The 19,189-nt window shown below is 74.1% G+C and carries 20 protein-coding genes and 1 riboswitch; of the genes, 11 read left to right on the forward strand and 9 right to left on the reverse strand.

Annotation, left to right across the window (positions count from 1 at the left end; all coding sequences use genetic code 11):
• Positions 1-11: 11 nt before the first annotated feature.
• The 8 genes from ACWDLG_RS39040 to ACWDLG_RS39075 all read left to right on the forward strand — a co-directional run bounded on the left by ACWDLG_RS39040 (position 12) and on the right by ACWDLG_RS39075 (position 6,230).
• The gene (locus ACWDLG_RS39040; RefSeq protein ID WP_449929729.1) at positions 12-953 is read left to right on the forward strand and encodes an NAD(P)/FAD-dependent oxidoreductase; all 942 of its coding nucleotides are present in this window, start codon (positions 12-14) and stop codon (positions 951-953) included.
• A gap of 5 nt (positions 954-958) precedes the next feature.
• Complete coding sequence (locus ACWDLG_RS39045) at positions 959-2,347, forward strand: DHA2 family efflux MFS transporter permease subunit (RefSeq protein ID WP_449929731.1); 1,389 nt, start codon at positions 959-961, stop codon at positions 2,345-2,347.
• A 62-nt stretch (positions 2,348-2,409) separates the two neighbouring features.
• The gene (locus ACWDLG_RS39050) at positions 2,410-2,775 is read left to right on the forward strand and encodes a cupin domain-containing protein (RefSeq protein WP_449929733.1); all 366 of its coding nucleotides are present in this window, start codon (positions 2,410-2,412) and stop codon (positions 2,773-2,775) included.
• Positions 2,776-2,930: 155 nt separating this feature from the next.
• Entirely contained in the window at positions 2,931-3,539 is a 609-nt protein-coding gene (locus tag ACWDLG_RS39055) for a hypothetical protein (protein ID WP_449929735.1), read from the forward strand.
• Between the two features lie 66 nt (positions 3,540-3,605).
• The gene (locus tag ACWDLG_RS39060) at positions 3,606-4,175 is read left to right on the forward strand and encodes a mycothiol-dependent nitroreductase Rv2466c family protein (RefSeq protein ID WP_449929737.1); all 570 of its coding nucleotides are present in this window, start codon (positions 3,606-3,608) and stop codon (positions 4,173-4,175) included.
• A gap of 84 nt (positions 4,176-4,259) precedes the next feature.
• Positions 4,260-4,826 (forward strand): CGNR zinc finger domain-containing protein, encoded by a 567-nt coding sequence (locus tag ACWDLG_RS39065; protein WP_449929739.1) that lies wholly within the window; start codon positions 4,260-4,262, stop codon positions 4,824-4,826.
• Positions 4,827-4,910: 84 nt separating this feature from the next.
• Entirely contained in the window at positions 4,911-5,357 is a 447-nt protein-coding gene (locus tag ACWDLG_RS39070) for a VOC family protein (protein WP_449929767.1), read from the forward strand.
• A 3-nt stretch (positions 5,358-5,360) separates the two neighbouring features.
• Complete coding sequence (locus ACWDLG_RS39075; protein ID WP_449929741.1) at positions 5,361-6,230, forward strand: pyridoxamine 5'-phosphate oxidase family protein; 870 nt, start codon at positions 5,361-5,363, stop codon at positions 6,228-6,230.
• 14 nt (positions 6,231-6,244) lie between these two features.
• Here ACWDLG_RS39075 and ACWDLG_RS39080 read toward each other — a convergent pair whose 3' ends face one another.
• The 4 genes from ACWDLG_RS39080 to ACWDLG_RS39095 form a co-directional block, all read right to left on the reverse strand.
• Positions 6,245-6,949, reverse strand: a complete 705-nt coding sequence (locus tag ACWDLG_RS39080; protein WP_449929743.1) for a copper resistance protein CopC — start codon at positions 6,947-6,949, stop codon at positions 6,245-6,247.
• Entirely contained in the window at positions 6,946-8,154 is a 1,209-nt protein-coding gene (locus ACWDLG_RS39085) for a Dyp-type peroxidase (RefSeq protein WP_449929745.1), read from the reverse strand. Before ACWDLG_RS39085 ends, ACWDLG_RS39080 begins: the two co-directional genes overlap by 4 nt.
• Positions 8,147-8,707, reverse strand: a complete 561-nt coding sequence (locus tag ACWDLG_RS39090; protein WP_449929747.1) for a copper chaperone PCu(A)C — start codon at positions 8,705-8,707, stop codon at positions 8,147-8,149. Before ACWDLG_RS39090 ends, ACWDLG_RS39085 begins: the two co-directional genes overlap by 8 nt.
• 132 nt (positions 8,708-8,839) lie before the next feature.
• On the reverse strand, positions 8,840-9,388 hold the full coding sequence (locus ACWDLG_RS39095) for an MFS transporter (protein ID WP_449929749.1): 549 nt from the start codon (positions 9,386-9,388) through the stop codon (positions 8,840-8,842).
• A gap of 209 nt (positions 9,389-9,597) precedes the next feature.
• Between ACWDLG_RS39095 and ACWDLG_RS39100 the strand changes: the two genes are divergently transcribed.
• Both ACWDLG_RS39100 and bluB read left to right on the forward strand, forming a co-directional pair.
• Entirely contained in the window at positions 9,598-9,924 is a 327-nt protein-coding gene (locus ACWDLG_RS39100) for a hypothetical protein (RefSeq protein ID WP_449929751.1), read from the forward strand.
• A 170-nt stretch (positions 9,925-10,094) separates the two neighbouring features.
• Positions 10,095-10,289: riboswitch (cobalamin riboswitch) on the forward strand.
• A gap of 30 nt (positions 10,290-10,319) precedes the next feature.
• Positions 10,320-10,952: a 5,6-dimethylbenzimidazole synthase gene (bluB, locus tag ACWDLG_RS39105; RefSeq protein ID WP_449929753.1), complete on the forward strand. Its 633-nt coding sequence runs from the start codon at positions 10,320-10,322 to the stop codon at positions 10,950-10,952.
• Between the two features lie 79 nt (positions 10,953-11,031).
• Here the strand turns inward: bluB and ACWDLG_RS39110 are convergent, their stop codons facing one another.
• From ACWDLG_RS39110 to ACWDLG_RS39125, 4 genes are all read right to left on the reverse strand, one after another.
• A complete protein-coding gene (locus tag ACWDLG_RS39110) occupies positions 11,032-13,794 on the reverse strand; it encodes a hypothetical protein (protein WP_449929755.1) in 2,763 nt (920 codons plus the stop codon).
• Entirely contained in the window at positions 13,791-15,131 is a 1,341-nt protein-coding gene (locus ACWDLG_RS39115; RefSeq protein ID WP_449929757.1) for an SWIM zinc finger family protein, read from the reverse strand. Before ACWDLG_RS39115 ends, ACWDLG_RS39110 begins: the two co-directional genes overlap by 4 nt.
• Before the next feature lie 130 nt (positions 15,132-15,261).
• Positions 15,262-16,746: an MFS transporter gene (locus tag ACWDLG_RS39120; protein ID WP_449929759.1), complete on the reverse strand. Its 1,485-nt coding sequence runs from the start codon at positions 16,744-16,746 to the stop codon at positions 15,262-15,264.
• A 45-nt stretch (positions 16,747-16,791) separates the two neighbouring features.
• Positions 16,792-17,286, reverse strand: a complete 495-nt coding sequence (locus ACWDLG_RS39125) for a hypothetical protein (RefSeq protein ID WP_449929761.1) — start codon at positions 17,284-17,286, stop codon at positions 16,792-16,794.
• A gap of 130 nt (positions 17,287-17,416) precedes the next feature.
• Here ACWDLG_RS39125 and ACWDLG_RS39130 point away from each other — a divergent pair, with 130 nt between their 5' ends.
• A complete protein-coding gene (locus ACWDLG_RS39130) occupies positions 17,417-18,058 on the forward strand; it encodes a response regulator transcription factor (protein ID WP_354911991.1) in 642 nt (213 codons plus the stop codon).
• Between the two features lie 34 nt (positions 18,059-18,092).
• On the opposite strand, the gene ACWDLG_RS39135 is transcribed toward ACWDLG_RS39130, so the two are convergent.
• The coding region (locus ACWDLG_RS39135) for a sensor histidine kinase (protein ID WP_449929763.1) at positions 18,093-19,189 on the reverse strand (1,097 nt) is incomplete at its 5' end.

Here is a 19,189-nt window from a genome sequence, read left to right on the forward strand (position 1 = left end):
GACTTGCGCGCATGTCAAACATCTTCGATGTCGCGGTCGTCGGCGGCGGTCCCGCCGGCATGGCCGCGGCCCTGACCCTGGGCCGGATGCGCCGCAGCGTGCTCCTCCTCGACGCCGGCCACGGCCGCAACGCCCCCGCCGAGGCCGTGCACAACTTCCTGACCAGGGACGGCACGCCGCCCTCCCGGCTGCGAGAGCTCGGCAGGCAGGAGCTGTCGGCCTACGCCACCGTCGAGGTCCGCGAGGAGACCGTGACCGGCGTACGGGCCGGCTTCCGCCTCCAGCTGTCCGGCGGCGGCACGGCACAGGCCAGGCGGCTGCTGCTGGCCACCGGACTGGCCGACGACCTGCCCGGCCCGCGCGGCGTCGGCCCGCTGTGGGGCCGCTCGGCCTTCCACTGCCCCTACTGCCACGGCTACGAGTGCACCGGCAGGACCGTCGCGGTCCTCGGCGCCGAGCCGGCACGGGTACGGCTGGCGCTGCAGCTCACCCGCCTGGCCGCCGACGTCACGCTGTGCACCGACGGCCGGCCGCTCGACCCCGCCCAGCGGGCCACGCTGGAGGCGAACGGCGTCGCGGTACGCTGCGAGGCCGTCGCCAGGCTGGAGGGGAGCGGCGACCGGCTCGACCAGATCGTGTTCGAGAGCGGACCGCCGCTGGCCAGGGAGGCGGTGTTCGTCGTCAACGCGCCGCGCCAGCGCTCCGACCTGGCCGCCCGACTCGGCTGCGCGACCTTCGCCGACGGGTGCGTCGAGGTCGACGAGTTCGCCCGGACCAGCGTGCGCGGCGTCTACGCGGCCGGCGACATGGCACGGCGGGCCACCGTACCCGTGCCGCTGGCCGCGGTCGTGGCCGCCGCGGCCAGCGGCGCCGTCGCCGGGGCCGCGTTGGACCAGGACCTGCTCGGCGACGACTTCGGCCTGCCCGGCCCGTTCGCCGGCGCGAAGGGATGAGCGCCGTGAGCACCACCCACCTCGCCAGGAGCACGCCCGCGCGCGTGGCGCCGGCCACCGCCGGACTGCTCGTCGGCATGCTGCTGTCGGTCCTGGACCAGACGGTGGTCGCCATCGCGCTGCCGGACATCGCCGCCGACCTCGGCGGCACGGACGCGATCGGCTGGATCGTCACCTCCTACGTGCTGGCCTCGACCACCACCGGCGCGCTCTACGGGCGCGTCAGCGACCGGTTCGGGCGCCGCGCCGTCTTCGTCACCGCGGTGGCCGTCTTCCTGGCCGGCTCGATGCTGTGCGGCCTGGCGCGGACCCTGCCCGAGCTGGTGGCCGCCAGAACCGTCCAGGGCATCGGCGCGGGCGCGCTGTTCGTGCTGCCGACGATCGCGCTGTCGGAGCTGTACCCCCAGCGCCTGCGCGGCAGGGTCCAGGGCCTGACCGGCGGGGTCTTCGCGCTGGCCAGCCTCGGCGGCCCGCTGGCCGGCGGCGCGATCACCGACCTCGCTGGCTGGCGCTGGATCTTCTTCGTCAACCTCCCGCTGGGCCTGCTCAGCATCGCGCTCGTCGGCCTCGCCCTGCGGCTGCCCACACCCGGCGGCGGCAGGATCGACGTCGCGGGCGGGGTGCTGCTCGCGGGCGCGACGGTGAGCCTGCTGCTGGTGGCCGAATGGGGCGGGCGGGTCCACGCGTGGACCTCCGGCGCGGTCCTCACGCCGGCCGCGACCTGCGCGGCGCTGCTGGCGCTGTTCGTGTGGCGGCAGCGCCGCGCGGACAACCCGCTGCTGCCGCCGCGGCTGTTCGCCGTCCCGGCGCTGCGCGTCACGCTGGCGGCCACCGCCCTGCTCGGCGCGCTGCTCGGCGGCTCGATCGTGTACCTGCCCGGCTACCTGCAGGCCACCTACGGCATGGGCGCCATGCAGGCGGGCCTGGCGCTCACGCCGTACGTCATCACGTTCATGGCGGTCGCCTCGGTGTCGGGGGCGCGCGTCGCCGGCCGTCCCAAGCCTTACCTGGTCGCCGGGGCGGTGATCGTGGTGGCGGGCTTCGCGCTGCTGAGCCGGCTCGAGCCCGGCACCCCGTACGCGCTGGTGGCCGTGGAGTTCGGCGTGCTCGGCCTCGGGTTCGGGCTGCTGATGCAGAACCTGGTGGTCGTCGCGCAGAACGCCGCCGTCCCCGCGGACCTGGCCGCCGTCACGTCGGCCGCGCTGTCGGCGCGCGGGCTCGGCCTGTCGCTCGGCGTCGCGCTCTTCGGCAGCCTGCTCGCCCGGCAGCCGCACGGCCGGGGCGTGGGCGCGGCGATCCCCGAGGTGCTCGCCTGGGGCGTGCCGGTGGCGATCGTCCTGGTGGCGCTGATGGCCGCGCTGCCGCGGCCGGCCGGACGGCCGGCCGACGCCTGAGCGGGCAGGTTGTTGGCCCCATGGCCCGGTGCGAGACTGGAGCCGACGGAAGGGGGGACGTCATGATCGAGGTCAAGAGCATCGACAAGCCGGACGAGCGTCGCGACTTCCCGAACGGTCACCTGGAGGTATGCCACCTGACCGGCCTGGCTTTCGGCGTGGCCACGTTCGAGCCCGGGTGGCGCTGGTCGGAGTCGGTCAGACCCATCGCGGGCACCGACTCGTGCGAGGTCCACCACAACGGCTTCGTCGTCTCCGGCAGGCTCCGCATCCGCATGAACGACGGCGCCGAGGCCGAGATGGGGCCCGGCGACGTCTTCGTCTGCCCGCCCGGCCACGACGCGTGGGTGGTCGGCGACCAGCAGTGCGTGGTGTACGACTTCTCGGGTGGCGCCGCCGAGCACGCCACGCCGTCGAGCCGGCCGTAGCGCTCCCGGCTCGGCGGGGCCCGCCTCCCCACCGGGCCGGCCGCCTCCACGCGTTTGCCATTGCTTGTCCCAACCCTGCATCGGCGCGGCTCGACCGGGCGGTGCGGCCACCGTAGCCTCGGAGATCGGGAGGGGCGGGGAAGGCGGAGGTCATCATGTTCATCCAGGTCATCAAGGGCCGCACCGGCGACCCCGGCCAGCTGCGCGCCGCGCTCGACCGGTGGGTCGAGGAACTGTCCTCCGGCGCGCCGGGATGGCTCGGCACGACCGCGGGCGTCACCGACGACGGGACCTTCGTCAACCTGGCCCGCTTCGAGTCCGAGGACGCCGCCCGCGCCAACAGCGGGCGCTCCGAGCAGCACCAGTGGTGGATGGAGACCTCCAAGCTGCTCAGCGGCGACATCGTCTTCCACGACTCCGCCGAGGTCGTGCCGTTCCTCGGCGGCGGCTCGGACGAGGCGGGCTTCGTGCAGGTGATCGAGGGCAGGGTGCGCGACGTGCGGCGGCTGCGCGAGCTCAACGAGCTGTACGAGGCGCAGTTCAGCAACTTCCGCCCCGACGTCCTGGGCGGCATCGCGGCCCTGTACGACGACGGCTCGTTCACCCAGGCCATCTACTTCACCTCCGAGTCGGCGGCCAGGGAGGGCGAGCGCAAGCAGCCTCCCGCCGATCTGAAGGAGCTCTTCGACGAGGAGATGGCGCTGTACGAGAGCGAGTTGGTCTTCTACGACCTGCGCGACCCCTGGCTGCTCTCCCGTCGCTGACCTCCTCTCGAGCCCGGTGGTGCGACTTTCCTGAAGCGGGCGCGGCCGAGTCGGTACTTTCGTGCTGTGATCACTGACTTCTGGTTCGACCCGACGTGTCCGTACACCTGGGTGACCTCGCGGTGGCTGGCCGAGGCCGCCCGGGTGCGCCCGATCGAGATCCGCTGGCGGCTGCTCAGCCTGTCCGCGCTCAACGAGCACCTCGAGGTGAACCCGGAAGGCGACACCGAGGGCTACCTCTGGTACCCGGCACGGGTGTGCGCGGCGGTCGAGCTCCGGTACGGCACGGCGGCGCTCGGCCGCTTCTACGAGACCCTGCACGATCTCGGCGGCTGGGACCTCGCCCCCGCGCTGGCCGCCGCCGGCCTGCCCGAGGAGCTGGCCGAGGCCGCCAGCACGACGTCGTACGACGACCACCTGCGGGCCTCGACCGCCGACGGTGTGAGCCGGGTCGGCAACCACGTCGGCACCCCGATCATCGCGACGGGTGACGTCGCCTTCTTCGGTCCGGTGATGTCCCGCATTCCCAGAGGGGAGGCCGCCGGCCGGCTCTGGGACGCCACCCTGCTGGTCGCGGCGACCCCGGGTTTCCACGAGCTCAAGGGCGGGCCGCACGCCGAGCCCTGTCTCGACTAGCGCGGCCGGGCGCCGGAGCAGCCGGACAGCCGGACCCTGCTCCGCCTAACGGGGAGACCGCATATCACCCATTAGCCTGGAGGGATGCTCGCCCTCGACTTCGTCAGCACGATCCGCGCGACGCGCAGCGGTCTCCTCGACGCCCTGTCCGATCCCGACGCGCTCACCGCGTGGGCCCGCTCGCGCGCCGGCGAGCTGGACCTGGATCCTGGCTTCACCGCCACGTCCGAGCAGTGGCGCCAGGTCGTCGAGCTGCGGCTGGCCGTCAGGGCGCTGTTCGCCAGGGCCGTCGCGCCGAGGCCGCCCAGCTCTGCCGACGCCGCCCGGCTGCCCGCCTTCGACCAGGCGCTCGCCCAGGTGAACGCGGCGGCGCTCGCCGTACCGGCGGCGCCTCAGCTGGCCTGGGACGAGGACGGGCCGGCGCTGTCGCTCGTGCCCGTCGGACCTCCGGCGGCGTTCCTGGCCGCGCGCCTCGCGCAGGCCGCCCTGCGGTTCCTGGCCGGTCCCGAGGTCGCGGAGCTGCGCACCTGCCCCGCTCCTCGGTGCGTGCTGTATTTCGTCAAGGAGCACCCGCGCCAGGAATGGTGCTCGACGGCCTGCGGCAACCGGGCCAGGGCCGCGCGCCACTACCGCGCCCACAAGGCGGAGTGAGTGACGCACGCCACAAACTTATAATGGGCTAACGCGCCAAACTCCGTTATATTCGTGGGTATCGAATCGACGGAGGAGTTCTCGATGTCCACCTTCCAGACCGGCCACATCGGCCTCAACGTCACCGACCTCGACCGCTCGGCCGACTTCTACCAGCGTGTCTTCGGCTTCGAGGTGAGCGGCAGGTCCGACCAGGACGGCAAGGAGTTCGCCTTCCTCGCCCAGGACGGCACCCTGAGGCTCACCCTGTGGCGGCAGAGCGAGGGCCGCTTCCCCACCGCGCAGCCCGGGCTGCACCATCTGTCGTTCCAGGTCGGGAACCTGCACGAGGTCCAGCAGGCCGAGGCGGTGCTGCGCGAGATCGGCGCGACCATCCACCACGGCGGCATCGTTCCGCACCGCGAGGGCGCCTCCTCCGGCGGCCTGTTCTTCGAGGACCCCGACGGCATCCGCCTGGAGATCTACGCCCCCGACGCCGCGGGCGACCGGCGGGCCCCCAGCGGCTCCGCCCCCACGTGCGGGTTCTTCTAGGCCATGGAGCACCCCGGAGAGGCCGCCGTCCAGCGCCGGGCGGGAGTGCCCAGTGCGGGGACGTGGGGATCGGCCCGGGCCCGGCCGGAGATCCCCGAGGTGGCCGCCGACTTCCTGAGCCGGCAGCGCCTGCTCGTCGTCGCCGCCGCCGACACCCACGGCCGGATGTGGGCCGGCGCGCTGACCGGCCCTGAAGGCTTCGCCCAGGCGCTGGACGAGCGGCGCATCATGGTGGGCGCCCTGCCGGGGCCCGGCGACCCGCTGGCCGGGGCGTTCGCCAGCGAACACGAGATCGGCATGATCGCCATCGAACCCGCCACCCGGCGCAGGATGCGGGCCAACGGCACCGCGCACGCGGCCGGCGCCGGCCTGCTCGTGCACACCGAACAGGTCTACAGCAACTGCCCCAAGTACATCCAGGCCAGAACGATCATCCCAGGACCGGCCGTCACCTCCCCCGCCGCCCGTACCTCGAACACGCTCAGCGGGCGGCAGCAGGAGTGGATCTCCGAGGCGGACACCTTCTTCGTGGCCACCCACGCCGAAGGTCTCGGCGCCGACGCCTCGCATCGCGGCGGCAACCCCGGATTCGTCACGGTGCTGGACGAACGGCACCTGGCCTGGCCCGACTACGTGGGCAACTCGATGTACATGACGCTGGGCAACCTGGAGCTCGACCCTGCCTGCGGCCTGCTGTTCCCCGACTGGGACACCGGCGACGCCCTGCACGTCACGGGGCGGGCGCACGTCGATTGGGGCGCCGAGCGCACGGTCCGTTTCGAGGTGGACGGCGTGGTGGAGGTGACGGCGGCCTCGCCGCTGCGCTGGGAGTTCGGCGGGTACTCCAGGCACAACCCGCCGATCCCCACCTGAAGCGTCCGCCCGGGTCACTCCTCCTCGTCGGGCTCCTCCCGGCGGCGCCTGAGCAGCAGCAGGGCGCCGCCGGCCACCGCCAGGACGCCGGCCGTCGCCCACAACCACACCGGCACGCCATCGGCTGCCGGATTCGCGGCCGGGGTGGCGGCCACCGCGTCCGGCGCCCCCGGAGAGGACCCGGTCACCGCGGGCGCGGGCACCGCCGAGGAATCCGGCGCGGCTTCCGCCGACGATCCCGGCGTGGCCTCTCCCGAGACGGCGGGCGTGGCTTCCGCCGATGCGGCGGTCGCGGGGTCCCCCGAGGAGGACGGTGCGGCCGAGGCGGTCGGCGTCGGGGTGGCGGAGGGGCCGCCCTTCACCGAGAACGGGATCTCCCCCTCGATCGGGTGCCCGTCGGTGGAGACCACGCGCCACCCGATGACGTACCGCCCGGCAGGCAGCGGCTCCGGCACCGCCACGGTGACGATCTTGTCATCCACCTTCGGCTTCCTGAGGGTGACGGCCGAGCCGTCACCGTCGTGCAGCACGATCGCGGGCAGCCGTACCGAGGAGGTGAACTCCAGCTCGATCTCCTCCACGGACACCACCGTGGCGTTCCTGGCCGGCGAGCTGCTCTTGAGCCGGTCGTGCGCCAGCGCCGGCGTGGCACCGAGCAGCACCAGCAACCAGCAGGCGGCCACCAGCACGAGGCCCCTGCGAACCGATCCCTTGCTCATGACAGCAGCCCCTCTCCGATCCAGCCGTCAGGGCCGCAGCCCGGCGGTATGGCGAAAACCGCCGAACCGATCGGCGTGGTCCATTCGTTCAGCAGGTCCGCCTCGGCCAGCCGTTCCTGCACGGGCACGAACTGGCGGGCGACGTCGGCCTGGTAGGAGGCGAACAGCAACCCGGTGTCGGCGCGGCCGTCGGCCGCGACGCCCTCGTCGTAGTTGTAGACCCGGCGCAGCATCCGCAGGTTCGGGTCGGCGACGTGGGCCCGGCGGATGTGCGCGTACTCGGAAATGACGGGGAATCCGGCGGGGGTGAGCTTGGCGTAGTCGGGCGCGTCGTGCTCGCGCCCGCCGGTCAGCGGGGCGCCGTCGGCCAGGCGGCGGCCCACCGTGAACTCCTTGGCCACGGTGTCGGCGGCGTCCCACGTCTCCATCTCGGCCCTGATCCGCCGCAGCACCAGGGTGGTGCCGCCCTGCAGCCGGCCGCCCTCCGCCGGGATCCAGACCGCCCGCTCGAACTCCGGCGTGCCGGGAACCGGGTTGACCGTCCCGTCGAGCTGCCCCATGACGTTGCGCTGGGTCAGCCCGCTCGGCTGCGTGTGCGCGGCCCGCCTGAACCCGCGCTGGGTCCAGCGCACCTTCGCGAACGCCCTGGCGTCCTTGACCACCATCCGCAGCGTGTGGGCGACGGTGAGCGGATCGTCGGCGCAGATCTGGACGAGCAGGTCCCCGCCGCTCCAGCGCTTCTCCAACTTGTCGATCTTGAAGGCGGGCAGCGGGGCCACCGACGCGGGCCGCCGCCCGGACTGCCCGGCCGCGGCGAACAGGCCGGGGCCGAACCCGAACGTGACGGTCAGCCTGGACGGCAGCGCCGCCAGCTCGGGCTCGGTGTCGGCGAGCGCGGGCCGTCCCTGGGTCAGCCGCCGGGCGTCGTCGGTCAGCAGCCGCATCATCCTGGACACCTCCTCGCGGCCGATGCCCTTGCGCAGGTCGAGCCCGACGAACACGGCGTGCGCCTGCGGCGCGGTCGCCACGCCCGCCTGGTGCGGGCCGTGGAACGGCTCGACCGCCCTGCCGTCGGCGACCACCGGGGGTGCCGTGACCGTGCCCGCCCCCGCGGTGGGGGCGGAGCCGGCGACGGCGGCCACCGCCGCCACGGCCCCGCCCGCCAGCAACCGGCGGCGATTCACCGCGAGCCCGAGCTCAGCCATGGTCGCCACTCATGTCCATGCCGGGCTGGTAGTCCTCCTTGCCCCCGGCGAAGTCCTTGCCCATGGCGGTGAAGGCGAACGTGCCGCCGCCCTCGAGGACGAGCGTGAACGGAACCTCCGCGCCCGGCTTCACCTCCTCGGTGACCCCCATGAGCATGATGTGGTCGCCACCGGGCTTCAGCACGTGGGAGCTCTTGGCGGGGATGACGAAGCCGCCCTTCTTCGGCTGCATCACCATCTTCCCGCCGGACTCCACCACCTCGTGCAGCTCCACCTTCGGCGACAGGGGGCTGCTGCCCGCCACGACGGCGACGGCCGTGCCGGAGTTGTTGACGAGCGTGCCGAAGGCGGCGGTCATCCCCTTCTTCGTGGTCTTGATCCACGGGTCGGTGATGGTGAGCGCGGAAGCGGCAGCCGACTGCCCGGACGGCCCGGACGGCCCGGACGGCGAGGCCACGGCGACCTGCTTCGGAACGGAGTCGGCCGCCTCCTGGACGCCACAGGCGGCCAAGCTGGCCACGCCGACGACAACGACGATGACGCGCGAGAACATGGAAAGCCCTTCTTCCGGCTGAGCCGGCACTGGTGTCATGGCACTGATGTCGACCCGGCGCCCGTCACGACAGGGACGCCGGGGAGCACCCCTTTCCCGGGGTGGCCCGCATCGGCCTCCTCGAACGGGAGGTCAGGCGGGAACGGTGCGCATGACGCCAGGAGGGCCGCGCCGGCCCATCTCGTGGCCGAGCAGGATGGAACGCAGGATCGCCGGCCGCTCGGCCGGCGCGGGGACGGCCGTGCGGGCCGCCGGATCGACGAACGCCAGCACCGCGACGAGCAGCCGTACGGCCAGCCGCCGCAGCAGCGCCCACAGGGCCGCCTCGCCGTGCGACATCCACAGCGCCGTCAGCCCGATCGCCCATCCGTGCATGACCAGCATGCCGAGGCCCGGCACCAGCCAGGACTGGCCGTGCGCGTGCCCGGCGACCACCGGCTCGACGGCATGGGCGCCGGCGAACAGCACGTGCAGCACCAGCTGCGTGGCGGCCAGGGTCACGGCGATCACGGCCGCCGACCGCTCCCGCCCGGCCAGCGCCTGGGCCGGCAGGAACGACACCAGCAGCGCCACCACCACCGACGGCGCCGACACCGACCCGCCGGCGAACACATGGGCGGCGATGCCGAGCATGACCGAGACCGCGGCGAAGGCGGCGGCTCGCAGAGCTCGAAGCGGCATCGTGGCTGACATGGCCCGGCCATCATCCCACGCTTACCCGCCGCCTCCCAAAGCGGATTCTTCGCCGCACCACCGCTCCTCCGCCCCCCATCACCGCAGGCGCGACCGCCCCTCTGCCCCCCATCACCGCAGGCGCGACCGCACCCCTGCCCGCCGCCCCCGCGGCCGCCACCCGTCGCCTTTCGACCGCCCCCGCGCTGGTGACCGCCGTGCCCCCGGTCAGCACCGCGTCCCGGTCCACCGCGTCCCCGGTCACCGGCCTCTCCCCCGCGCCCGACCTGCGCGCCTGCTACGACGGCGCGTGCAGGCTCTCCCTCAGCCGGGCGGTGTCCTTCCGCGTCAGCTCGCGCTTCGGCATCACCAGGCTGGCCGTCACCTTCACCGGCGACCAGGTGAAGGTGAAGGGCACCGGTCCAGGCGTCAGCTCGCAGGCGCGACTGGGCGCGGGCACCACCGGATCGGTCAACGGCATCGGCGTCCAGGTGCTGTCCCTGTCCGCCGACCGGGTCGTCCTGCGGCTGTCCCCCCGGCGGTGACAACCGTCCAGGCACGGCAGACGTCGCGGCGCACGCGTCCGCCCCCCTCGCGCGACGAAGCCTGGACGAGCCCGCACCGGCCGTGGTGACACTACCGCGGGCAGGGCGACGGAGTCCCGGCCGACCTCGCCGACCGGGCGGGTGAAGTGATCGGCTACCGTACTGCCCGGCGAACTGTTGCGAGGTGCCCCGCGTTCGCGGGGAGAATCGGGAAGCCGGTGAGAGTCCGGCACGGGCCCGCCGCGGTTACCGGGGAGCCTCCGCCCACGCGCGCGAGCGCAGTCACTGGCCCGACAGGGCTGGGAAGGCCGGCGGGCAGGCGTTGATCCGGGAGTCCGAAGACCGGCCTCGCGTTCACCGCCCCCACGGGGGCGCGAGTCAGCGGGAGCCTGCCCATGATCAGCCAGCTGTACGACGTCATCCACCGCCGCCGCGACGTGCGCGGCGAGTTCACCGGCGCGCCGGTGCCCGACGAGGTGCTGCACCGCGTGCTGTCGGCCGCGCACGCGGCGCCCAGCGTCGGCCTGTCCCAGCCGTGGGACTTCATCCTGGTGCGCGACCGCGCCGTCCGCGCCGCCTTCCACGATCACGTACGGCAGGAGCGGGACACGTTCGCGGCCACCCTCGACGGCGAGGCCGCCCGGCGGTTCGCCCGGATCAAGATCGACGGGGTGCTCGAGTCGACGCTGTCCGTCGTGGTCACCTACGACCCTGGCCGGGGCGGGCCCGCGGTGCTCGGCCGCCACGCCATCGCCGATGCCGGGCTCTACTCGGTGTGCCTGGCCATCCAGAACCTGTGGCTGGCCGCCACCGCCGAAGGGCTCGGCGTCGGCTGGGTGTCGTTCTACCGCGAGTCCTTCCTGCGGGACCTGCTGGGCGTCCCCGGCGTGGTGCGACCGGTCGCGTGGCTGTGCGTGGGCCCCGTCTCCCACCTGGAGAAGGTCCCTGACCTGGAACGGCACGGCTGGCGACGGCGCCGCCCGCTGGACGCCGCCGTCCACCACGACCGCTGGACCGGCGACCGGTGACCTGCGCCCGGCCGCCGGGTGGGAATGCCCGCGCGAAGCCCATCCGGGAGAGCCCCTCCTACGGGCGGGCCCTCCGCGGTCAGCGGAGCCGGTCGCGCAGGCGGGCGCACTCGTGGGCGAAGCGGGTGCCGCGCCCGCTGTCCGCGTGGTCGGACACGCACGGGATCTCGCCTCGGGCGCCGGTCCACGCCGCCACGTCGGTGGCCAGCGCCACCGCCGCGGTGTGGCCGGCGGTCGGCCGCTCCCCCCGGCCCGGCAGCAGCACCGGCAGCATCCCCCTGAGGATGTCCCAGACCTGCTCGTGCGCGCCCCGGCGGGCGGCGCCGGCGAGGGAGTCCAGCACCGGAGGGATCGGGTATCCGGCGCGGCGGATCAGGAACGCCAGCTGGCGGCCGACCGCCTCGGCGGGCAGACTGCCCCGGGCCGCCATCCGCAGCAGCAGCGGCACCGCCTTCGGTTCGCCCTTGGCGAGGAAGTAGGCGAGCATGACCGCGATGGCGTCACCGGCCGGGCCGTCGGCGTCGGCGAGTATCGCCAGGTGCGGCGGGTAGATCCCGGGGCGGGTCCACCGGTACAGCAGGTAGGGCAGGTAGTTGACGGCGACGACCTCGCGGTGCGACGGCAGGACCGCCGCCCACCAGGCCATGGAGTTGCTGTGGTCGTCCCAGTGCCAGGACGACGGTTCGCTCAGCAGCTCGTCGACCAGGTCGTGCCCGGTCGGCTCGGCGCGGAGCACCGGCACCAGCTCGACCTGCGTGGCGTTTTCGGGCGTGCGCTCCTCGAAGAGATGGCGGGTGCCGCCCTCGACGTAGGCCCACGCCACGCCGGTCTCCGGGTCGGGCGGGCCGCCCGCGGACAGCCAGGCGGCGGCCTGGACGGCTCCCCGCGAGCCCACGCGTGCGGCCCGCTCGGCGGCGGCGGGGTGGGCTCCGCGCGGCAGCCGCAGCAGCGCCTGTCCCAGGTCGGCGGCCAGCGGCTCGACACCGGCGGCGGCGCACGCCTCGAGCCGGTCCACCAGCGTCGCGGGGTCCAGGTGCCCGGTCATCAGGGTGGGCGTGGCCAGCAGGACGGGCGGCAGCGTTCCCTCCCGCAGGGCCACGTAGATCTCGCTCAGCCGGCGCAGCAGGAACAGGTGCGGCGGCGAGGCCCGCCCCGGGTCGGGCAGCCGCTGCCGCCTGCGCAGCTCCGCCGCGGGGTCGGGCTCCTGTTCGTGACCGGTCAGCGGGTGCGGCCCCGCTGTCGGCATCCACCGGTCGGCGGGCTCGGCGGCGGGCACACCCGGATCGGCGCCCGGCGTGATCACCTCCCTGACCAGGGCGGCGATCCAGTCGCCGGTCTCTGTCCAGCGCTCCTTGGCGTACAGCTGAGCGGGGTCGTCCAGCTGAGCGGGGTCGTCGAAGGCGCGCTTCAGCTTCGCGCGCAGGGCCGGACGGTCGCCCGCGGCCGCCACGAAGGCGGACAGCCACCGCTCGTCCTGCATCCATCCGCGCCGGTACCGCTGCCACGCGTCGAGCGCGGGCGCGGGGAACCGGCCGGGGCCCGGCAGGACGGGCAGCGGCGCTGGGGTGAACGGCTCCGGTGCCTCCTCGGCCGCGAGGTCGCCGCCGAACACCGCCGCCACCTGCGCGCCGAGGTCGGCGGGCAGGGCGGGGACGGCCTCGGCGATCAGCGGAGCCGCCGGGCCGAACGCGGTGGCGTGCTTGACCGCGAGGGCGGCCGCGCGCCGCCGCACCTCGTAGGAGGTGTGGGAGAACGCCGTGACGAGCGCGGGCGCCAGGTCGGCGGCGCGCCCGGGCGCCTGCCGTACTTCCTCCTCCAGCCAGGTCAGGCCGGCGCGGGCCAGCTTGGCCTCGGGACGGAAGGTCAGCGCGTCGACCGCGTCGACGACGTCGGCGGCGTCGTGGGGTCCGGTGCGGCGCAGCTGGGCCATCGCCAGATCGGCGACCGTGCCGGGGGCGGCGGGCAGCAGCCGCAGATAGTCGCGGGCCCGCCCGGCCGACTCGTGCGGCCGCGGGTCGACCAGCTCGTGCAGGCGGACGAAGAAGCGCAGGTCGATGGCGTCGCCGCCGCGCAGGAACCGGCTCACGCAGCCGTCGAGGATCTCCTCGCGCGACACCGTGCCCGCCGCCAGGAGCTGCCCGAACAGGGCGAGCCAGCGGGTGGGTCCTGGCTTCGGCCGTTCGTCCCTGAGGGCCCGGCCTGCGCCCTCCGCGTGGAAGATCCTCGGCAGCAGCAGGCCGACCAGCGGGTCGTCGTCCACGGGAGGGGCCGACAGCCAGGCGACCACGAGCGGGTCGTGCTCGGGCGGCTCGGCGCCCGAGGTCCGCAGCGCCCCGAGGGCCAGCGGGACGACGCGGTCGCGCGGCCGGCGGATCTTCGCCGCCAGCCGTGCGGCCACATCGGCCTGGAAGGCGACGGGGCGCGCGGCCAGCGCGCGGAACACCTCGTCCAGCTCGTCCGGCTCTTCACGCCACGGGTCCGGGGCCGGCACCAGGTCACGGCGGGTCAGCCAGGCGGCCGTGGCCGCGGGGGCGGAGAGCGTGCCCGCGCCGGCGACCAGCAGCGGCGGCCCGAACGCGCCGACCGCGTCGGCCACCGCCCAGCGCACCTCCAGCCGCATCCACTCGGGGTCGTCGTCCTCGGCGGCGTCGCCCTCGGCACCCCCGCCCCGCCGGCTCTCCCTGGCCATCCGCGTCGCGGTCTCGCGCAACTCCTTGAGGAAGCCCGGCAGCCGGCGGCCCGCCTCGGCCCGCTCGGCCTCGGTCAGCGTGGTCACCAGGTCGGCGAGCGCCACCGTCTTGCGCTCGGTGACGAGGTCACGCACCTCCTGCCAGACGCTCATCGCACGGCCGCCACGTCGGCGCGGGCGGCGATCCTGGCCGCCAGCACGTGCTTGCACGGTCCGCGCGAGCCGCGGTGGTCCCACCACCACGGGCAGGTGCACGAGCCGTCGCTCACCCTCACCTCGCGCACCCCGCCGCCGGTCCGCACCCGCGCCGTGTCCCCCTCGATCCGTACGGCACCGGCCGCCACCAGCGCCTTCGCGGCGGCCAGGCGGGGATTGAGGTTCTGCACGTGCTCCCTGTCGTAGGGCAGCTCGCGGTGGAAGTGCGCGGCGTCGGACAGGTCGTAGCCGACGCGGCCCGCCGTACCCAGCTGGGTGAGCGCGGCCCGGACCCGGGCGGTGGGCAGGCCCGCCCGGTCGGCCAGCAGGCCGATCTCCACCTCGGGCTCGAAGTTGAGCAGCATGCCGACCACGTCGGCGTCGGCCTCGGCCTCCTCGGACGACAGGTCCTCCAGCACCGCGCCCTCCCCCGAGAAACCGCGCCAGCGCTCCGGCGACAGGGCGAGGGTGTAGCGCATGCCGGGCAGTTCCAGCTCCCAGGCGCTCGACGCCGCGCCGCCGGCGCCGCCGGCCGGGCCGTACACCCGCAGGCTTCTGGCGAAGCGCAGCAGCGGCAGGAGCGTCGCCAGGCGGCCCACGCCGGACAGGCACACCGCGCCCGCGCCGGGCCGGTCGCCCACCCGCAGCTCGCGGCCCACGGGAGTGACCCACAGGTCGGCCGTGGCCCGCTTGGGCAGCGACCGCAGGAACCGCACCGCGTTCATCCCCGGCAGCTCGGCCTTCAGATCCATGCCCGCCGCGATCACCTGCACCTCGGCGAAGCCCCTCAGCCAGCGCTCGGGCAGCGGCACCTTCTTCTCCACGACCGCGCCGTCGAGGGTCGTCACGGTCAGCTCGTCGGCGCCGACGCCGAGGTGGAGCGGGTCGCGCGGGCCGACCCTGGCCAGCGCCTCGCGCAGCGGGCCGTTGACGTCGACGTTGGTGGTGCCCCGGTCGAACACCTCGCCGTCCAGGGCTCCGTCGAGCAGGTCGAGGCGGGCGTAGACGCCGCCGCAGGCGGAGAACGACTCGAACCTGAGCCGGTCGCCGCCGCACGTGACGACCGGGTCGCGGGTCCAGCCCGGACGGGGCTGGTGGTAGCGGGTCAGGGCCACGTCGGCCACGCCGAGCAGCGCCGCGGCCGCGGGCGCGGCCTGCGTCACCACCCCGCTGAAGAACCGGGGCGCGAGGGCGGGGCCGCTGAGCGCGGTGCCGCCGGACGTCGACAGTCCGAGGCGGCCGTCCACCAGAGTCGAGGGCGCGGCGTAGCTGTACGCCTGCGTCGCAGATGTCATGCGCGGGACAGTAGAGATCACTACTGACAGAATCCGGCTACCAGGCGACGCCTGGACGAGAGGATCCAGCAGACCGGGGGCGCGCACCGCGCCGGCCTGCTGGATCGACGGTCCGGCCGTCCTGAGGGGTTTACGCGGTGACCTCGCTGTCCTCCCTGGCGGGGGCCGGGGCGGGCGCCGGCGCCGTACGGCGCAGCACGGCCATCGCCAGGGCCGCGGCCGCCAGGCTGCAGGCCACGCCCACCCACGAGCCGAGCGACATCGCCGCGCCGAAGGCGTCGCGCGCGGCGGCGAGCACGGCGGGATCACCCAGCACGACCGCCTGGCCGATCGACTCGCGGGCCGCCGCGGGCGCGGAGTGCGGCATCCGGGCGGTGTAGACCCCGGCCAGCACGCTGCCGAGGACGGCGATGCTGAGCGCCATGCCCACCTGCTGGACGGTGTCGTTCAGCGCGGAGCCGGCACCGGCCCGCTCCACGGGCACCGCGCCCATCAGCGTCGTGTAGGCGGCCGGCCCCGCCAGGCCGCCACCGGCCCCCATGACCAGCATGGAGGCGAACATCGACCAGTAGCCGCCGGTCATGGCCAGGCCCGCGAAGGAGACGGCCATCACGGCCAGTCCGACGGCGACCAGCGTCCGGTTGGAGACCTTCTGGCCGAGCGCCACGCCGACGTAGTTGAAGACCGTGGCCGCCAGCGCGTACGGCAGCAGCCCCAGGCCCGCCTGCGTGGCCCCGTAGCCGAGCACGAACTGCAGGTACTGGGTGAGCATCAGCATCACCGCGCCGATGCCGAACGACATCAGCAGGATCGAGAACGAGGCCCCGGTGAAGTCGCGGCTGCGGAACAGCTCCAGCGGCAGCATCGGGTGCGGCGTCCTGCGCTCCCAGAGCGCGAAGCCGCCGAGGGCGACGGCGGCGATGACGGCCACCGGCAGGTTCACGCCCTGCTGGGGCGCCTCGATCACCACGTAGACGAGCGCGGTCAGCCCGACGGTGGACAGCAGCACGCCGAGCGGGTCGAGGCTGCGCTCGGGGCCGCGCCGTTCGGGCATCAGCGCGTACGCGGCCACGATCGCGATCACCGCGACGGGGACGTTGAGCAGGAACACCGAGTTCCACGAGAAGCGCTCGATCAGGAACCCGCCGAGGGTGGGCCCGCCGATCACGCCGACCGTCGCCACGACGCTCCAGGCGGCCATGGCCTTGCGCCGCTCGTCGTCGTCGAACGTGGTGATCAGGATGGACAGCGTGGATGGCATCAACATGGCGCCACCGACGCCCATCAGCGCGCGGGCGGAGATCAGGTGCCACGGCTGCGTCGCCAGCGTGGCCAGCAGGGAGGCGCCGCCGAACACGGCCAGGCCGAGGACGAGCAGGCGGCGCCTGCCGTACCGGTCGGACAGGTTGCCCGTGGTGAGCAGCAGACCGGCGTAGACCAGCACGTAGGCGTTGATGATCCACTGGATGTCGGAGGGGGTGGCGCCGAGGTCGGTCATCAGTGACGGGATGGCGACGTTGAGCACGGTGGTGTCGATGACCAGCACCATCAGGCTCAGGCAGAGGACGACGAGGACCCACCAGCGGCGGGGGTCTCGGCCGGTGTGTTCGGACACGTTCAGGCCCTTTCGGGGGAGTCGGGGAGGGAGAGCGGGCGGCTTTCAGCGCACCCAGCCGGTGTGCCGCCGCCCGCCGTCGCGGTCGAGCGCGGCGCCGGCCGCTCGGACGAGCCAGGCGTTGACCGACAGCCCTTCACCGCCGGCGGCCGTCTCGATGCGGTGCTTGAGCGGGTCGGGGACGCGCAGGGAGATCCGCGAGGTGCCGCTCTCCTCGCCGTCGGCGGGCGGGGCAGCGGGCGGGAAGGCCCAGGAGAGGGCGGACGGGTGGGAGCCGGGCGGTACGGCGGGGCCGCCCGGCGGCGGCGTCACGACGAAGCAGGGATCCCGGCCGCGCAGACGCAGCTCGACCGAGCCCGGCGCGAGATCGCGGGTGATCTCGACGGCGGCCGTCGAGAGCGCCTCGAGGAGGACGAGCCTGGCGGTGGAGTCGAGCGGGACGACGAGCCGCTCGGCGAGCGCGCGGGCGTCCTCGCCGGCCGCCTCCGCGGAGGCGGCGAGCTCGTGGTGGAGGCGGTCGACATACGGCGCGAGGTGCATGGCATCACTATGGCGCCATCATGGCGTCATTGCAACCCGTCGATCTGATGCCTGTGGCGCCACCGCCCACCGAAGTGTCCGGGACTTTGGTCCCTACCAGCGCCCATGCCGAATGGATAGCGTCGGCATCATGATTCGCGTGTTCCTCCTCGACGATCACGAGGTGGTACGACGGGGCGTCGCCGCCCTGCTGGAGTCCGAGGACGACATCGAGGTGGTCGGCGAGGCGGGCACCGCGTCCTCGGCCCTGGCTCGTATCCCCGCGCTCCGGCCCGACGTGGCGGTCCTCGACGTACGCCTGCCGGACGGCGACGGCGTCGACGTCTGCCGCGAGGTCCGCTCGCAGATGCCCGAACTGCAGTGCCTGATGCTGACCTCCTATGCCGACGACGACGCGCTGTTCGAGGCCGTCATGGCGGGCGCCGCGGGGTACGTGCTCAAGCAGATCCACGGCTCCGACCTGGTCGGCGCGGTGCGCACGGTGGCGAAGGGGCAGTCGCTGCTCGATCCGCAGACGACCGCGACGATGCTGCAGCGGCTGCGCGAGCAGGCCGACCGGACCGACCCGCTCAAGGCGCTGTCGGAGCAGGAGCGCCACATCCTGGAGCTGATCGGCGAGGGCCTCACCAACCGGCAGATCGGTCAGCGGCTGCACCTGGCGGAGAAGACCGTCAAGAACTACGTCTCCAACCTGCTGGGCAAGCTCAACCTGCAGCGCCGTACTCAGGTCGCGGCCATGGCCGCCAGGTTGAAGGCCGACCGCGGGCGCTGACGCGCGCCGCGGCGGGAGGCGCCGGGCGGAGGGTTCAGAGCGGGACCCGCCAGCAGATCCGCGTGCCGCCGCCGGCCGGCTCCTCGACCTCCAGCAGGCCGTTGAGCTGGGCGGCGCGGTCCTCCAGGTTGCGCAGGCCGCTGCGGTGACCGCCGTCGCTCATCCCCACGCCGTCGTCCTGCACCACGAGCGTGAGCGTGCCGTCGGCGATCTCGACCGACACCTCCGCCCTGGAGGCCTTGGCATGGCGGACGACGTTGGACAGCGCTTCGCGCAGCACCGCCAGCAGGTGGGCGGCGACCTCCTCGGGCACCTGGTGGTCGAGCGGGCCCTCCATGCGCAGGCCGGGCATGAACCCGAGGTGACCGCGCGCGTTCTCGACGAGGTCGACGACGCGGGCCCGCAGGCTGGGCGAGCCGGAATCGCGCGGCACCTGCAAGGCGAAGATGGTCGAGCGGATCTGCCTGATGGTCTCGTCGAGCTCGTCGATCGCGTGCTGCACGCGGTCGGCCGCCTCAGGGTGCTCGACCAGCCGTACCGCGCCCATCAGCGTCATGGCGACGGCGAACAGCCGCTGGATGACCACGTCGTGCAGGTCCTTGGCGATGCGGTCGCGGTCCTCCAGCAGCCCGAGCCGTTCGGCGTCCTTGCGCGCCTCGGCCAGTTCGAAGGCCAGCGCGGCCTGCGCGGCGAAGGAGCCGAGCATCTCCACGTTCGCGCCGGTGAACGGCATCCGGCCGGGCTGCTTGACCAGGGCCAGCACGCCGCGCACCGGGAGCGCCGTGCCCAGCGGCACCAGCAGGCCGGGCGCGTCAGGGCCGGAGGAGTCGTGCATGCTCTTCTCGAGCCTGGACTCCCCGTTGGTGTAGACGGCGCCGACGGCGCTTCCCTCCAGCGGGAAGCCGGTGCCGAGCAGGTCCTCGGCGTCCTCGCCCTCGGCGACGGCCACCGACAGTCCCTCCCCTGGCGCCTCGGGCAGCAGGACCATGACCGCGTCGGCGCCGGTCATCCTGCGGGCGCTGGCGGCGAGCATGCGGAGCACGTCGTGCGAGGCGGCTCCCGACAGCAGGCTGGTGGTGATCTCCGAGGAGGCCTGCAACCACGTCTCCCTGCGCCGCGTCTCCTCGTACA

This window comes from Nonomuraea sp. NPDC003727 (genome assembly GCF_053586935.1).

Bases quoted from the DNA above. Each gene is read 5' to 3' on its own strand.
- ACWDLG_RS39040 (WP_449929729.1), top strand. From the start codon at position 12: ATGTCAAACATCTTCGATGTCGCGGTCGTCGGCGGCGGTCCCGCCGGC.
- ACWDLG_RS39050 (WP_449929733.1), top strand. From the start codon at position 2,410: ATGATCGAGGTCAAGAGCATCGACAAGCCGGACGAGCGTCGCGACTTC.
- ACWDLG_RS39055 (WP_449929735.1), top strand. From the start codon at position 2,931: ATGTTCATCCAGGTCATCAAGGGCCGCACCGGCGACCCCGGCCAGCTG.
- ACWDLG_RS39065 (WP_449929739.1), top strand. From the start codon at position 4,260: ATGCTCGCCCTCGACTTCGTCAGCACGATCCGCGCGACGCGCAGCGGT.
- ACWDLG_RS39070 (WP_449929767.1), top strand. From the start codon at position 4,911: ATGTCCACCTTCCAGACCGGCCACATCGGCCTCAACGTCACCGACCTC.
- ACWDLG_RS39075 (WP_449929741.1), top strand. From the start codon at position 5,361: ATGGAGCACCCCGGAGAGGCCGCCGTCCAGCGCCGGGCGGGAGTGCCC.
- ACWDLG_RS39080 (WP_449929743.1), bottom strand. From the start codon at position 6,949: ATGAGCAAGGGATCGGTTCGCAGGGGCCTCGTGCTGGTGGCCGCCTGC.
- ACWDLG_RS39085 (WP_449929745.1), bottom strand. From the start codon at position 8,154: ATGGCTGAGCTCGGGCTCGCGGTGAATCGCCGCCGGTTGCTGGCGGGC.
- ACWDLG_RS39090 (WP_449929747.1), bottom strand. From the start codon at position 8,707: ATGTTCTCGCGCGTCATCGTCGTTGTCGTCGGCGTGGCCAGCTTGGCC.
- ACWDLG_RS39095 (WP_449929749.1), bottom strand. From the start codon at position 9,388: ATGCCGCTTCGAGCTCTGCGAGCCGCCGCCTTCGCCGCGGTCTCGGTC.
- bluB (WP_449929753.1), top strand. From the start codon at position 10,320: ATGATCAGCCAGCTGTACGACGTCATCCACCGCCGCCGCGACGTGCGC.
- ACWDLG_RS39110 (WP_449929755.1), bottom strand. From the start codon at position 13,794: ATGAGCGTCTGGCAGGAGGTGCGTGACCTCGTCACCGAGCGCAAGACG.
- ACWDLG_RS39115 (WP_449929757.1), bottom strand. From the start codon at position 15,131: ATGACATCTGCGACGCAGGCGTACAGCTACGCCGCGCCCTCGACTCTG.
- ACWDLG_RS39125 (WP_449929761.1), bottom strand. From the start codon at position 17,286: ATGCACCTCGCGCCGTATGTCGACCGCCTCCACCACGAGCTCGCCGCC.
- ACWDLG_RS39130 (WP_354911991.1), top strand. From the start codon at position 17,417: ATGATTCGCGTGTTCCTCCTCGACGATCACGAGGTGGTACGACGGGGC.